13 protein-coding genes are annotated in these 14,820 nt (G+C 72.0%); 8 read left to right on the top strand and 5 right to left on the bottom strand.

Annotation, left to right across the window (positions count from 1 at the left end):
• Positions 1–100 precede the first annotated feature (100 nt).
• Together cydB and IW248_RS09655 are read right to left on the bottom strand one after the other, a co-directional pair.
• Positions 101–1,099 (bottom strand): cytochrome d ubiquinol oxidase subunit II, encoded by a 999-nt coding sequence (cydB, locus tag IW248_RS09660; RefSeq protein ID WP_196926675.1) that lies wholly within the window; start codon positions 1,097–1,099, stop codon positions 101–103.
• Positions 1,100–1,113: 14 nt separating this feature from the next.
• Entirely contained in the window at positions 1,114–2,526 is a 1,413-nt protein-coding gene (locus IW248_RS09655; protein WP_196926674.1) for a cytochrome ubiquinol oxidase subunit I, read from the bottom strand.
• 152 nt (positions 2,527–2,678) lie between these two features.
• Here IW248_RS09655 and IW248_RS09650 point away from each other — a divergent pair, with 152 nt between their 5' ends.
• The 7 genes from IW248_RS09650 (at position 2,679) to IW248_RS09620 (ending at position 8,778) form a co-directional block, all read left to right on the top strand.
• Positions 2,679–3,452 (top strand): lysophospholipid acyltransferase family protein, encoded by a 774-nt coding sequence (locus IW248_RS09650; protein ID WP_196926673.1) that lies wholly within the window; start codon positions 2,679–2,681, stop codon positions 3,450–3,452.
• Positions 3,453–3,510: 58 nt separating this feature from the next.
• Complete coding sequence (locus IW248_RS09645) at positions 3,511–4,086, top strand: TetR/AcrR family transcriptional regulator (RefSeq protein ID WP_196926672.1); 576 nt, start codon at positions 3,511–3,513, stop codon at positions 4,084–4,086.
• A gap of 48 nt (positions 4,087–4,134) precedes the next feature.
• Complete coding sequence (locus IW248_RS09640; protein ID WP_196926671.1) at positions 4,135–5,094, top strand: SDR family NAD(P)-dependent oxidoreductase; 960 nt, start codon at positions 4,135–4,137, stop codon at positions 5,092–5,094.
• A gap of 59 nt (positions 5,095–5,153) precedes the next feature.
• Entirely contained in the window at positions 5,154–5,729 is a 576-nt protein-coding gene (locus IW248_RS09635) for a hypothetical protein (protein ID WP_196926670.1), read from the top strand.
• A gap of 96 nt (positions 5,730–5,825) precedes the next feature.
• The gene (locus IW248_RS09630; protein ID WP_196926669.1) at positions 5,826–6,593 is read left to right on the top strand and encodes a glycerophosphodiester phosphodiesterase family protein; all 768 of its coding nucleotides are present in this window, start codon (positions 5,826–5,828) and stop codon (positions 6,591–6,593) included.
• A gap of 17 nt (positions 6,594–6,610) precedes the next feature.
• Positions 6,611–8,005, top strand: coding sequence for an MFS transporter (locus IW248_RS09625; protein WP_196926668.1), 1,395 nt, complete (start codon positions 6,611–6,613; stop codon positions 8,003–8,005).
• A 56-nt stretch (positions 8,006–8,061) separates the two neighbouring features.
• Entirely contained in the window at positions 8,062–8,778 is a 717-nt protein-coding gene (locus IW248_RS09620; protein WP_124821847.1) for a thymidine kinase, read from the top strand.
• On the opposite strand, the gene IW248_RS09615 is transcribed toward IW248_RS09620, so the two are convergent.
• Together IW248_RS09615 and IW248_RS09610 are read right to left on the bottom strand one after the other, a co-directional pair.
• Complete coding sequence (locus IW248_RS09615; protein WP_196926667.1) at positions 8,745–9,944, bottom strand: low temperature requirement protein A; 1,200 nt, start codon at positions 9,942–9,944, stop codon at positions 8,745–8,747. The genes IW248_RS09620 and IW248_RS09615 overlap by 34 nt on opposite strands.
• A gap of 157 nt (positions 9,945–10,101) precedes the next feature.
• The gene (locus IW248_RS09610) at positions 10,102–10,947 is read right to left on the bottom strand and encodes a hypothetical protein (protein ID WP_196926666.1); all 846 of its coding nucleotides are present in this window, start codon (positions 10,945–10,947) and stop codon (positions 10,102–10,104) included.
• Between the two features lie 190 nt (positions 10,948–11,137).
• Here IW248_RS09610 and IW248_RS09605 point away from each other — a divergent pair, with 190 nt between their 5' ends.
• On the top strand, positions 11,138–11,674 hold the full coding sequence (locus IW248_RS09605; protein WP_196926665.1) for a hypothetical protein: 537 nt from the start codon (positions 11,138–11,140) through the stop codon (positions 11,672–11,674).
• On the opposite strand, the gene IW248_RS09600 is transcribed toward IW248_RS09605, so the two are convergent.
• Positions 11,662–14,754 carry an ATP-binding protein gene (locus IW248_RS09600; protein WP_196926664.1) on the bottom strand — a complete coding sequence of 1,031 codons (3,093 nt, stop codon included), beginning with the start codon at positions 14,752–14,754 and terminating at the stop codon, positions 11,662–11,664. The genes IW248_RS09605 and IW248_RS09600 overlap by 13 nt on opposite strands.
• Positions 14,755–14,820: the final 66 nt, after the last annotated feature.

Genomic DNA, 14,820 nt, shown 5'->3' with positions numbered 1-14,820 from the left:
CGGTCCGCGATCTTGCACTTTCTGTCGCGACATAAGAGGGCATTACGTGGATATCGGCAACCGAAAGTGCAAGATCGGCGTGGGGCGAGCACCGTGTCGGTCAGTGCTGGGGGATGTTGGCCACGCCGATGCGCTTGCGGAACACCCAGTAGGTCCAGCCCTGGTAGGCCAGCACCACCGGGGTGAAGATCACCGCCACCCAGGTCATGATCTTCAGGGTGTACGGGGTGGACGCCGCGTTGGTGGCCGTCAGCGTGCCGGCCGCGTCCAGGGTGGAGGGCAGCACGTTCGGGAACAGCGCCGCGAACAGGGTCGCCACGGCCAGGCCGATCGCCACGGCGGTGCCGGTGAACGCCCAGCCCTCCCGGCGTACTCGGGCGGCGGCCAGCGCGCCGAGCAGGGCGAGGGCCGCGCCGACGGCGAGCACGACGGCGGCCGCGCTGGATCGGATGGTCAGCGTCCAGGTCAGGAACCCGACCGCGAGCACGGCGGCACCCACGCCCAGGCGCACCGCGAGCGCGCCCGCGCGCTCGCGGATGTCGCCGGAGGTCTTCAGGGCGAGGAACACCGCGCCGTGGGTGAGGAACAGCGCGAGGGTGGTCGCGCCACCCAGCAGGGCGTACGGGTTGAGCAGGTCCAACAGTCCGCCGACGTACTCGTGGTCGGCGTCCAGCGGCACGCCGCGCAGGATGTTGGCGAAGGCGACGCCCCACAGGATCGCCGGCAGCAGCGAGCCGACCACGATCGCTGTGTCCCAGCGGCGTTTCCAGGACGCCTCGGGGCGCTTGTGCCGGTACTCGAAGGCGACTCCTCGGGCGATCAGGGCCAGCAGGATCAGCAGCAGCGGCAGGTAGAACCCGGAGAAGAGGGTGGCGTACCACTCGGGGAACGCGGCGAACATGGCGCCACCGGCGGTGATCAGCCAGACCTCGTTGCCGTCCCAGACCGGGCCGATGGTGTTGATCAGGACGCGGCGTTCCCGGTCGTCGCGGCCGAGCACGGGCAGCAGCATGCCGACGCCGAAGTCGAAGCCCTCCAGGATGAAGTACCCGGTGAACAGCACGGCGACGAGGAGAAACCAGATGGTGGTCAGTTCCACGATGGGCTCCGGGATCAGTAGGCGAAGGCGAGCGGGCGCTCGGCGTCGTCGGTGTCGTCGGTGGGGGGTTGCTCGCTGACGTCCGGCACGCCTGCCTTGGCGTAGCGCAGCAGCAGCTTGACCTCGATCACGGCGAGGGTGGCGTAGATCAGCGTGAACGCGGTGAACGAGGTGAGCACCTCGGCCAGCGAGACGCTGCGGGACACCCCGTTGCGGGTGAGCATCTCGCCGAACACGATCCACGGCTGGCGGCCCATCTCGGTGAAGATCCAGCCGAAGGAGTTGGCCAGCAACGGCAGCACCGGCATGGCCAGCCCGGCGCGCAGCAGCCACCTGCTGCTCGGGGTGCGGCCCTTGCGCTGGCTCCAGAGCACCAGCAGGGCGATAGCGCCGGCCGCCATTCCGAAGGCGATCATGAAGCGGAAGCTCCAGTAGGTGACCGGGATGATCGGGGTGTAGCTGCCCGCGCCGTACTGGGTGGCGTACTGGGCCTGCAGGTCGTTGATGCCGTGCACGGTGCCGTGCGGGTCGCCGGTGCCCAGGTACGACAGCAGGTACGGGATCTTGAGGGCGAACACCTCGCGGCTGCCGTCGAGGCTGCCGATGGTGAGCACGGAGAACGAGGCGGGGCTCTCGGTGGTGTAGAGGCCCTCGGCGGCGGCCATCTTCATCGGCTGCACGTCCGTCATGATCTTGCCCTGGATGTCGCCGGTGAACAGCACGGCGGCGGAGGCGACCAGGACCACCCAGGAGCCGAACTTGGTGGCGAAGCGGTACGCGCCGGTGTCGGCGGAGTCGCGGTTGCGGATGACGTGCCACAGACCGACGGCGACGATCAGCGACCCGGCGACCAGGAACGAGCCGGCCAGGGTGTGCGGGAAGGTGATCAGGGCGACCTTGTTGGTCAGCACGGCCGGGAAGTCGGTCAGTTCGGCGCGTCCGCTGTCGGGGTTGATCCGGTAGCCGACCGGGTTCTGCATGAACGAGTTCGCCGCGAGGATGAAGTACGCGCTGAGGTTGGTGCCGATCGCGGCGGCCCAGATGCTGGCCAGGTGCGCCCGCTTGGGCAGCCGGTCCCAGCCGAAGATCCACAGGCCGATGAAGGTGGATTCGAGGAAGAACGCGACAAGCGCCTCGATGGCCAGGGGTGCGCCGAAGACGTCGCCGACGAAGCGGGAGTAGTCGCTCCAGTTCATGCCGAACTGGAACTCCTGCACGATGCCGGTGACCACGCCCATCGCGAAGTTGATCAGGAACAGCTTGCCGTAGAACTTGGTGAGCTTGAGGTAGCGCTCGTTGCCGGTGCGGTGCCACATCGTCTGCAGGATGGCCACCAGCACGGAGAGGCCGATGGTCAACGGCACGAAGAGAAAGTGGTAGACGGTGGTGACACCGAACTGCCAGCGGGCAACGTCCAACGCGTCCACCTGAAAACCCCCAACCATCCGTACTACGAGACGTAGTAAATACTACTGCTCGTCGTAGAAGGTGAGGCGGCCGGTGCCGCCCCGGGATCAATGACCCTGATCACCCGACCCGCCCTCGCGACCCCGTGACCGCGTGCGACGATGGCGCGCTGATGGACACCGCACACACCACCTGGCAGCCGCCGCTGATCTGGCGCGCAGCCCTTCTGCTGACCCGGGGCCTGGTCGGCCTGCTCGCCCGACTCGAGGTCACCGGCGACGTTCCGGCGCACCTGCGTCGCGGCCCGCTGGTGCTGGCCGCGAACCACATCAGCCCGTTCGACCCGGTGGTCATGGCCGCCGCCTGCCAGACCCGCGGCATCGCCCCGCGGATCATGGCGACCGCCGGGCTGTTCCGCGTCCCGGTGTTCGGCGCCGCCATGCGCCACGCCGGGCACATCCGGGTCGACCGGGGCACCAGCGCCGTACACCAGGCGCTCGACGACGCCGCCACGGCGGTCGCCCGCGGCTCGGTGATCCTCATCTACCCCGAGGGGCGCATCGGCCTGGACCCCGGCCTGTGGCCCGAACGCGGCAAGACCGGCGCCGCCCGACTCGCCCTGGCCTGCGGCGCCCCGGTCGTCCCGGTCGCGCAGTGGGGCACGCACGAGGTGTTGCCCTACCAGGCGCCGCGCGGAATGCTGCGCGGCGTCGCCCGCTCGCTGTGGCGCCGACCCGTCATCCGGGTGCACTTCGGCACGCCCGTCGACCTGGCCGAGACGGCGGCCGCCAACCCCGGCTCGGCCCGCCGGGCCACCGACCGGATCATCGACGCGCTCACCGACACCCTCGCCCCGCTGCGCCCCGACGAGCCGGACCTGCCCCGCCACGTCGACCCCGGCCGCCCCATCGACCTCAGCCGGGCGCACCGCCGCCACTCGGCCTGAAGCCCGCCCCCGGTGAACGCGTTAGACAATTTTTGGAAAGTCGTCTAATCTGTCTAGCGTGAGCACCGTGGAGACGAATGTCGAGGACCCGAAGCGCGCCGCCGTCCTGGCGGCGGCGGTCGCGGTGTTCGGGCGCTACGGCTTCCAGAAGACGTCGATGGAGGCGGTCGCCAAGGCGGCGGGCATCTCCCGGCCGGGCCTGTACCTGATGTTCCCCAACAAGGAGCAGCTGTACCGCGCCACCATGCAGGGCGTCATGGAACGCGCCCAGCACGCCATGGAAGCCTGCCTCGCCGACCGGTCGACGAGCTTCGACGAGCAGGTCGTGGCCGGGCTGGACGCCCTGATGGGCTCGTACATCGACACCCAGATGGCCCGCGACCTCAACGACCTGCTGGAGAACAGCGAGCCACAGTTGGGCTCGATGTTCCACGACTACCAGGTGCGGGCTCAGGCGGCACTGCGAGCCCACATCGACGCCGTCGCCCCGGCCGGTCTGCTCGACGAGGGGCGGACCGCGGACGACGTCATGGACCTGCTCTTCTCCGCGGCGCTCAGCTGGAAGTCGACCTCGACCTCCAGGGACGAGTTCCGCGACCGGCTGCGCCGAGCTCTGCGGCTGCTGCACCGCTGACACACTCCGCCCCGAAAAGCCATGATCTTGCATCCCAGGAGGCCCGAAATGTCACGAATCATCACCCCGTACTCGGCCCAGTCGACCGCCGCCGAGGTCGTCGACGGCGTCGACCTCACCGGCCGGCGGGCCATCGTCACCGGCGGCGCGTCCGGGATCGGCCTGGAGACCGCCCGGGCGCTGGCCGACGCCGGCGCCGAGGTGACGTTGGCCGTACGCGACACCGCCGCCGGTGAGCGCGCCGCCGCCGACATCACCGCCGGCGGGGCACCCGGCAAGGTCCGGGTCGACCACCTCGACCTGGCCGACCGCGCCTCCATCGACGCCTTCGTGGCCGGCTGGACAGGCCCACTGCACATCCTGGTGAACAACGCCGGCATCATGGCCCTGCCCGAGCTGACCAGGACAGCCGACGGCTGGGAGACGCAGTTCGCCATCAACCACCTCGGTCACGCCGCACTGACCCTGGGTCTGCACGACGCGCTGGCCGCCGCGCGGGGCGCCCGCATCGTCGTCATCAGCTCGTCGGCCCACCAGCAGTCCCCTGTCGTCTTCGACGACATCCACTTCACCGCCCGCCCCTACGAGGCGTGGTCGGCGTACGGCCAGTCGAAGACCGCCACCATCCTGTTCACCGTGGCCCTGGCCAGGAAGTGGGCCGCCGACGGCATCACCGCCAACGCCCTGCACCCCGGCGGCATCATGACCAACCTGCAACGGCACCTCGACGACGCGCAGTTGCGCTGGGTCGGCGCGCTCGACGAGCAGGGCAACCGCTTGGAGGTGCCGCCGGGCTGGAAGACCCCCCAGCAGGGCGCGGCCACCTCGGTCCTGCTGGCCGCCAGCCCTCAGGTCGAGGGCGTGACCGGCCGATACTTCGAGGACGCCAACGAGGCACCGATCATCGCCGAGCGGGCCGACGGCAGGAGCGGCGTGCTCCCGTACGCCCTCGACGACAAGGACGCCGACGTCCTCTGGGACGAGACGCTCCGGCTCCTGGGGCGCTGACCGGGTCGGCTCGGGTGCCCGGGCACCTGAGCCGCACGGGCGCCGGGGACAATGATCATGTGTCGCGTCGCCCTCTCGTCCTCGTCGCAGTGCTGCTCCTCGTCGTCGGCGGGATCGGCTATGCCGGTCTGCGGGTCGAGTACCACCACGCCAAGGACCAGCGGGACCTCGCCCACCTGACGCGGTCGTCACCGTGGTCTCGAGATCAGCTGCTGATCCCCGACGACGTCACCCGGCCCGGCACCGTCGGCTGGCTCGATCGCGGCGGCCTCGACATCGCCTACTCGCTGCGTACCGCCGACGGCCGGGCCGTGCCCGTGCTCTGGCGGTTGCGCGTGCCGCAACCCGCGAGCGGGCTACCCGACGGTGTCGACTGCACCACGCCCCGGCTGCGCACCTGCACCGACCTGGGCGGCGGGAGCACGCTGATCGTGACTCACGACACCGACAACAGTGACCCGTCCATCGCCCTCTATCGCACCGAGGGCGCCACCGTACGGGCGATCGAGGTGCAGGGGCCGGACCCGGTCGCAGTCGACGAGTTGACCGCCGCGCTCACCGACGCCCACCGGCCCAGCGACGCCGAACTGCTGGACCTGCTGCGTCACGACGGCTACCAGACCGACTGGAGCTGAGGTTCCAGTCGATCACCGGACGGGGCGGCGGCGCGAGCGGGCGACAGACGCCGGCCGGCCACCCGCCGGCCACCAACCGAGGGCATACTGCGTCGCGTGTTGACCCGACTGGGCTACCTCGACGCGCCCGCGCCACTGGCGTTCGCCCACCGTGGCGGCGCGGCCGAGGGCGACGAGAACACCACCGAGGCGTTCGCCCGGGCCATCGGGATGGGCTACCGGTACGTGGAGACCGACGTGCACGCCACCACGGACGGCGTGGCGGTGATCTTCCACGATCCGACGCTGCGCCGGGTCACCGGTGAGGCGGGGCGCATCGCCGAGATGAGCTGGGCCGACCTCGCCTCGGTACGCGTCGGCGGCGCTGCCGTCGTACCCCGGCTCGACGAGGTGTTGGGCGCGTGGCCGCAGGTCCGCTTCAACATCGACGTGAAGACCGACGGCGGCGTCGAGCCGACGGTCGCGACCGTGACTCGGGCCGGCGCCGGCGGCCGGGTGCTGCTCGCCTCGTTCAACGACGCCCGGCTGACCCGGCTGCGGGCGCTCACCGAGGGACGGGTCGCCACCAGCCTGGGCATGCGCGGCGTCGCCCGGCTGCGGCTCGCCTCCCTGCACGGGCGTCCGCTGCGACTGCCGCCGTCGGTGGTCGCCGCGCAGGTGCCGCCAAGCTACCGGCGGGTGCCGGTGGTGGACCGCCGTTTCCTCGACTACTGCCACCGCATCGGCCTGCAGGTGCACGTCTGGACGATCGACGAACCGGCCCAGATGCACGAGTTACTGGATCGTGGCGTGGATGGCATCATGACCGATCACGTCGGCGTGCTGCGCGACGTCTACCGCAGCCGCGGCCACTGGGCCGCCTGACCGTCGAAGGACCCCCGATGGCCGAAACCGCGACCCCCGCGGTGCACGACACCCCGCCTCCGGCGAGCACTCGCCGGGAGCGGCGCGGCTGGTACATCTACGACTGGGCCAACTCCGCGTTCCAGAGCACCGTCATCACTGTGTTCCTCGGTCCGTTCATCACCACCGTCGCCGAGCTGGCCGCCGGTTGCGAACTGGGCGCGGACACCTGCGACGGGTACGTGTACCCGCTGGGCATCCGGGTCGCGGCGGGGTCCTACTACCCGTACCTGATCTCGCTGTCGGTGTTCCTCACCGTGTTCGTGCTGCCGGTGATCGGGGCGATCGCCGACCGGTCGGCGCACAAGAAGCGGCTGCTGGGCGGCGCCGCGTTCACCGGCGCCGGCGCGACCATCGGAATGATCTTCGTCACCGGCGACCGCTACCTGCTCGGCGGGGCGCTGTTCCTGATCGCCAACATCTCCTTCGGCGCGGCCCTCGTGGTCTACAACTCGTTCCTGCCGCAACTCGGTGGTCCGGACGAACGCGACGGCATCTCCAGCCGCGGCTGGGCGCTGGGCTACCTGGGCGGTGGCCTTCTGCTGGCGTTCAACCTGGTCGCGGTCACCCTGTTCAGCGAGGACGACAACCCGCAACGCACCCTGGACCTGGCCCGCTGGTCGATCGTCTCCGCCGGGGTGTGGTGGGCCGTGTTCACCCTCGTGCCGCTGCGCTGGCTGCGGGAACGCCCCAGCGCGGCGGCGGCGCTGGCCCGGCAGGGCAACGTGCTCACCGACGGGTTCCGGCAGCTGGGCCGCACCCTGCGGGAGATCAAGGCGTACCCGTTGACGCTGTTCTTCCTGTTGGCGTTCCTGGTCTACAACGACGGCATCCAGACCGTCATCACCCTGGCCAGCCAGTACGGCACCGAGGAACTGCGGCTGGGGCAGAGCACCCTGATCATCACCATCCTGCTGGTGCAGTTCCTCGCCTTCGGGGGCGCGTTGGGCCTCGGCGCGCTGGCCCGGCGCATCGGCGCCCGCAAGACCGTGCTGATCAGCCTGGTCCTCTGGACCGGTGTGATCATCGGCGTGTTCCGGCTGCCGGCCGAGGCGCCGGTGCCGTTCATGGTCCTCGGCGCGGCCATCGGCCTGGTCCTCGGCGGCAGCCAGGCGCTGAGCCGGTCGTTGTTCAGCCAGCTCATCCCGGCCGGCAAGGAAGGCGAGTACTTCGGTTTCTACGAGATCAGCGACAAGGGCACCAGCTGGCTCGGTCCGCTCGCCTTCGGCCTGGTGTTCCAACTCACCGCCTCGTACCGGGTGGGCCTGGTCTCACTGCTGGTCTTCTTCGTGGTCGGGTTCCTGCTCCTCGCCGCCGTGCCGATCCGCCGTGCCATCGTGGCCGCGGGCAACACCCCACCCCGGGTGCTCTGAGCACCGGTCCCGCGCCCGACGGATTCGGGCCGGTCAATGGGCTAGGCTGCCCGACCGTGACCGACGACGCCGCCACCGCCCCGACCTGCCTGGCCCACCCGTTCCCCGGCCAGCCACACGCCCCGGCCGGGTGCGCGGCCGCGCGCGGGCTCGACGGGCGTCCGGTGCACGCGGCGGCGTTGAAGTTCTTCTGGGGGCCGATGGACTGCGGCAAGTCCACGATGGCGTTGCAGATGAACTACAACCACGCCCGGCAGGGCCGGCGCGGGCTGGTCACCACCCGCATCGACAGGTCGCTGGGCCCGCAGGTCACCACCCGCATCGGTCTGGCCCACGAGGCCATCGAGGTCACCGACGACCTGGACCTGCGGGCCCTGGTGCGCGGCCGGTGGGCCGACGGGGTACGCGTCGACTACCTCATCTGCGACGAGGCGTGCTTCTACACCGTCGAGCACGTCGAGCAGATGGCCGAGCTGGTCGACAGCTACGACGTCGACGTGTTCGCCTTCGGCCTGGCCACCGACTTCCGGTCGCGGATGTTCCCCGCCGCGCAACGCCTGTTCGAGCTGGCCGACGAGGTGGCCCGCATCCAGGTCGAGGTGCTCTGCTGGTGCGGCCGCGAAGGGCTGCTCAACGCCCGCGTCGTCGACGGGCGGGTCGTCCGCGAGGGCGCCCAGGTCGTCATCGGTGACACCGTCGACACCGCCGAGGTGCGCTACCAGGTGCTCTGCCGCCGGCACTACCGCAGCGGCGACCTCGGCCCCCGCGACTGAGGCGCCCGCCGCGCCGACCCCCGATCGGCCACGATCACCCCGACCGTGATCAGCAGCGCCACCCCGGCGGCCAACGCGATCGGCGCCCGCAGCGCCACCGCCGCCGGGGACAGCGCGAGCAGCAGCAGCGTCGCCGCGACCCGGGCGACCACCCCGGCGTCACCGAGCGCCAACTGGTACGCGGCGTGCCCGGCCAGGAACAGCGCGGGGCCGCCCAGGACGACCAGTGCGCTCGGCCACCCGACCGGTTCACCCGGGTCGTGCAGCAGCCGCTCGTCACCGACGGCCGTGACGACGATGCCGCCCACCATCACCGGGTGCAGATAGTTGAACACCAGCCGGGAGAGCCGGCCGGCCCGCGCACCCGCGGCCGCCAACGCCGCGATGCTGGCCTGCGCCCGGTCGAAGTACACCCACCACAGGGCCACCGAACCCGCGAAGGCGAGCAGGAACGCGGCGATCGTCACCCGGTCCAGCCGCTGCGTCAGCGTCCCACCGGTGATCAGGATCGACTCGCCCAGCGCGATGAGGATGAACGCCTGACAGCGTTCGGCCAGGTGCCCGCCCTCCACCTGCCAGTGCTCCGGCGTGCTGCGACCCATCCCGGGCACCGGGAACCCGGTCGCCAGCCCGACCGAGTCGACGACGATCACCGCGATCCAGATCAGCTCCCGGGCCGGGGCGTCCACCAGCCCACCGACGATCGCCAGCGCCGAGGTGCCGGAGATCCAGACCACACACTGCCGGAAACTGTCGCCCAGCCAGGGCTCGCCGCGGATCGCCCACATGGAGAAGGCCGTGCGACCCACCTGCACCGCCGCGTACGCCGCGGCGAAGAGCAGACCGTTGGCGCCGAACGCGGTGGGCAGCGCCGCGGCGAGCAGCAGACTGCCCAGCGTCACCACCAGCAGCGTGGCCCGCACCGGTGTGCGGTCCGGGTGCAGCCAGTTGCCCGCCCACACGGTGTAGATCCACACCAGCCAGACCAGACCCAACAGCACCGCGGTACGTCCGATGCCCTGCCAGCTGAGGTTCCTGGCCAGGTAGTGCGACAGCTGGGTGATCGTGAAGACGTAGACCAGGTCGAAGAAGAGTTCGGTGGAGGTGGTCCGCTCCACGCCCCGGCGCGGGCGCAACAACTGCGGGTGAAGCGGCCCGCCAGTCACCGCACAGCCGCCAGTGACCGCTGTCGCGCACCACCGGCATCCACGACTACCGACCGTAGAGAACATCCACACACCGACGTGCGACAAGCCGAAAATCGGCCGTACGCGCTGGCCGGCCGCCCCCTGCGTGGGGACGGCCGGTCCTGCTGCGGGTCGGTCAGCCGACGCAGACCTGCTGCGCCTTGATCCTCCACGACGAGGCGAACGCGATGATCTCGCGGCCGGTGGCCTCCGCGCTGTCCAGTGCCGCCTTGGGCAGCAGGGTGGCCACCGAGCCGGCCCCGGTGAGCCCGGTCAAGGCCGCGCCGACCCCTGCGGTCTGCGAACCCGCCGGGCAGGACGGCGCGGTCGCCGTCTTCGGCGCGGACGCGTTGGACACGCTCGTCGCCTCCGTCAACGCCATCGCCGGCAGCGGGGTGCCGCAGAACGCCTGGGTCTGCAGGGTGAAGTTGCCAGGCGCGCCGAACACGTACGCGGTGCTCGAGACCGAGTCGAGCGTCGAGGTGAACTCCAGTTCGTCCACCGCCACCGCGGCGTTGGCGTTGTCCACCCGGTACCCGCCGCCGAAGGTGCTCTTGCCCGGCGGGCACACGGCGGTCACCGCCACCTTGTCCAGCGCGTTGTTGACCGACGTGGTGGTGACCAGTTGCAGGCCGGCCACCGCCCCGGCCGGTGCGCAGACCGCGAACGCGTCCACCGACCAGGGCACGTTCGTGGCGTTGGCCTCCACGCCCAGCACGGTCACCGTGTGCAGGGTGGCGTCGGCGTACACGCGGGTCATCAGGACGTCACCCTGACCGTCGTTGATGCGCCCGCCGGCGCCGACCACCTGGTCGGCCCCGTTGCACGAGATGGGCATCGTCTTGGCGTTCGTCGCGTCCAGGACGCTCGTGGCGGCGACCCGGTACAGGCCGACCGATGCCTGCGCCGGGGTCGCCGGTACGAGCAACGTCGTCGCCGCCATGCCGGTCAGCACTGCCAGACCAGCCAGTTTCCGCTTCATTGGATTTTCCCTCCGCACTGCCTCGTCGACTGTCGACGACGGCTGTGGGATCAGACTCCGCACGGTCGTCAGGAGGGCGTCAGCAGCGCGTCGTACTGACGCCACGATGACGTTCGGCTGCGACCCTGCGCCTGACGTCATCGTGGCGTCGCCGGGCTCCGGACGGAGCCCACGAACAGGAGGCTCCATCATGCGTACCCGAGCGTCGGTGGCGGCGGTACTGGCCGCCCTACTGCTCAGCGCCGGTCTGGTCGGCGGCGGCACGGCGCACGCCGACCCGAACGTGAACCCGTGCGCCACCACCGACGGCGACCCGATCATGGGCACCGAGGGCGACGACATCATCTACGGCGGTGGCGGACCCGACGAGATCTACGGGCTCGGTGGCGACGACATCATCTACGGCGGCGGTGGCGTCGACACGATCCACGGCGGCTGGGGTGACGACACCATCTACGGTGAGGGCTGCGGGGACTTCATCGCCGGCGGCGGCGGCGCGGACCTGCTCGCCGGCCTGGAAGGCAACGACGTCCTCTCCGGCTCCCACGGCGCCGACCTGCTGATCGGGGTGGCCGGCGACACCGTCACGGGTGGCACCGGCGGCGACACCCTCGACGGTGGGCCCGGGGAGGACACCTGCGCGGAGGACGACGAGGTCGACCTCGGCGCGATCTTCTACTCGTACGTGCAGACCGACGCGGGCAGCGTGAACTTCTACAGCTGCTGACCGGCCCGGCCGCGCAGCACACCCGGATCCGGGGGCGGTGCGTCGATCGCGCGCATCGCCCCGGACCACCTGTCGAACGCCCGGCGGGCCTCACCGTGCCGGCCGGCGCCGACGAGCGTGCCGACCAGCGCGCGGTGCGCCCACTCGTCGTAGGAGTCGGCGTCGAGCAGCCGGACCAGGGTGGTGGCGGCCCGGTCGGCGTCACCGTCGCGCCGGTACAGGCGGGCGAGTTCGCGCAGGGCCCGCAACCACACCGAGCGGGTCTGTTCCCGCAGCCCGTCGGCCCAGTCCTCGTACGGCTCGTCTGCGAAGGCGTCCCCCCGATAGGCGGCGTCGACGTCGGCGAGCAGCTCACGGGCCCGCGCCGGGTCACCGTCGCGGGCGACGCGCTCGGCCCGGGGGACGTCGGCGAGGAGGCTCTCCGCGTCGACGACCACCCGGGTCAGGTCGACGCGTACGCCGGTCAGGTCGGCGCGGACGTACCGGTCGGCGGGCCACCGGCGGGGCGGGTCGAGCACGGCACGCACGGCGGACAGCAGCACCGACAGGCGGTGCGCGGTGCGCCTCGGCTCGTCGTCGGGCCACAACAGCTCACACAGTTCCGCCCGCCCCATGGCACGGCCACGCCGGGCGACGAGGATCTTCAGCAGCGTACGGGCCTGCCGGGACCGCCACGCCGGCAGCGGGACCTCCTGCCCGTCGACGACGACCTCGAACCGGCCGAGCACCCGCACCTCGACGGCACCGCTGCCGGCGGAGGTCTCGGACAACTGCCGTCCGTCGACCGTCTCGACCCCGAGCGCCACCAACCGGTCGGCGGCCACCTGCGCCGCCGACCGCTGCGCGCCGTCGGCACCTGGGACGCGTCCGAGCAGGACGGTGATCTGCTCGGCGGCCGGACCCGCGCCCGCCGCCTGCCAGATCTCTGCGGCCTCCAGCAACGCGGCGCGACTCGCCTCCGGCTCCGCGGCGACCGCGGCGGTGAGTTCCAGGGCCTCCGCCAACGCGTCGGACTGACGCCCGGCCCGGGCCGCGCCGACCGCTTCGGCCGCCCGCCGCCGGGCCACCCCCAGATCACCCCCGGCGTATGCCACCCAGCCCGTCGCGACAAGCGCGGACGAGAGCAGGTACGCCGGCGCGAGACGGTGCGCCTCGTCGGCGGCGGCGCGGGCGGCCGTGAGGTCGGCGCCCGCGCCCTCGCACCGCAGCCGAGCCAGGCCGACGAGCGCCGGAATGAGCACCTGCAGGTCTCCCACGTCGCGGGCCAGCTCCGCCGCCTCGGTGAAGGCCGCCAACGCCTCCTCCCGTCGGCCGAGACGGCGAGCGACCTCGGCTGTCCCGTAGACACCGGCCGCCGCCCGGCGCAGTCCCAACCGTTGCGAGACCGAGGTGGACCGGCTGAAGTGCAGCGTCGCCTCGTCGTAGCGCCCCAGCCGCAGCAGCGCCTCACCGGCGTTGTGCAGGGCGGTCACCAGCACACCCGGCGGGCCGGCGAGTTCCGCCGCGCGGACGGCCCGCACGGCGGTGGCCAGCGCCGACGGGTAACGGGCCTCCCGCAGCAGGCAGTGCGCCTGGTTGACCAGGACCCGCGCCTCCTGGACCAGGTCGCCCGCGCGTTCCGCCGCCGCCAGGGCCTCGGCGAGGTGCCCGTCGCGGCGGGTGCCGGACGAGGTCAGTGCCGCCGCGATGTGCGCCGCCGCGAGCGGGGCGTCCTCGGTGAGTTGCTGCGCCACGGCGAGCGCCCGGGTCCCGGTGGTGATGGCGTCCTCGACCTGGCCGAGCTGAGCGAGGGTGCTGGCGCGCCAGGCCAGCACCAGCACGTCGTCGGGGCCGGGCGGGGTGGCCGGCGCCTGTGTACCGACCAGGTCGAGCACGGCCAGGGCGCCGGCATAGTCGGCACGCAGGTACGGCACCATCGCCGCCCGCCAGAGCAACCGTGCCGGCCAGCGACGGTCGCGGTCCGCCTGCGCCAGCAGCGGGGCGAAGACCCGTGCCGCCTGGGTCACCGAGCCGGACATTCGCAGCGCCTCACCGTGGATCAGCCGGATGTCGGGGCTCTGGTCGGCCTGCGGTAACGCGTTTACCAGGTCGGTGACGTCCGGCGCCCCGCCGGCGGCGAGCATTTCCCCGCCGTGGCGTGCGATCAGGTCGGCACACCGGGCGGTGTCCCCCGCGTCGTGCAGGGCTCGGGCCGCCGCCAGCGGGTACGCGTTGGCGAGGTACCAGTCGGCGGCGGCGTTCCGCCGACGGCGTTCTGCGGCTTCGGGCCGGCCCGGTTGTTGCGCCAACACCTCGGCGAGCACCCGGACCAGGTGCAACGTCGGCGGCGTGCGACCGGGGCGCCGGCGGGGGTGGGCGACCAACAGTCCGGTACGGGTCGCCCAGCGCAGCGCCTCCGCGGTGCCCTCGGCGGCGGCGTGACCGTCGACGGCCGCGCACAGCGGCGCACTGATCGGATCGAGGTCGTGGACGCGACCGAGCAGACGCGCCACCGGCGCAGGCAGGTCGGCGAGGACCTCGTCGCGGGCGAAGTGCCCGCCCGCGGTGCCGGGCTCGGTCAGGGCGGCGAGCAGTTCCCGCCGGCCGACGCCCTGTCGGCCGAGGGCGTCACCGGCAAGGTGCACCCACGCTGGCCAGCCGGCGGTCAGTTCGTACACCAGGTAGGCCAGGTCGCTGTCGGGCACCGCGTGCTCGTCGCGCAGGATCCGGGCGACCGCGTCCCGGCTGAGGGCGAGCGTTTCCGGCCCACGCTCGACGACGGGTACGGCGCAGGCGCTCAACGCCGCGGCGGTGAGCGGTTGCCGGGCGGCCAGTGTCACCGCCGGCTGACCCGGCAGCGCGGTCAACAGGCGAACCAGGGCGAGTTGGTCGTCGGCGGTGAGCGCGGACACCTCGTCCACCGCGACCCGTTCCAGGGGCGGCGGGCTGGCGTGTGACGTCGCACCGATCAGGTCGGTCGCCCGGTGGCAGGTTGTCGGTCCGTCGCCGCCGATGGTCTCCAGGGCGGTGGTCTTGCCGTAGCCGGCGGCGGCGACAAGCACCAACCATCGCTGTGGCCAGGTCTGTTGCGCGGTCGTCATCGGGTCGCCTCCGCTCGCCCGAGCACTGCGGAAGGTCACCCGGAGGGCCGGTGACCCACGCTAACC

It is taken from the genome of Micromonospora ureilytica, from assembly GCF_015751765.1.
Classification (GTDB): Bacteria; Actinomycetota; Actinomycetes; order Mycobacteriales; family Micromonosporaceae; genus Micromonospora; species Micromonospora ureilytica.
This window is presented reverse-complemented; position numbering and strand designations above follow the sequence as displayed.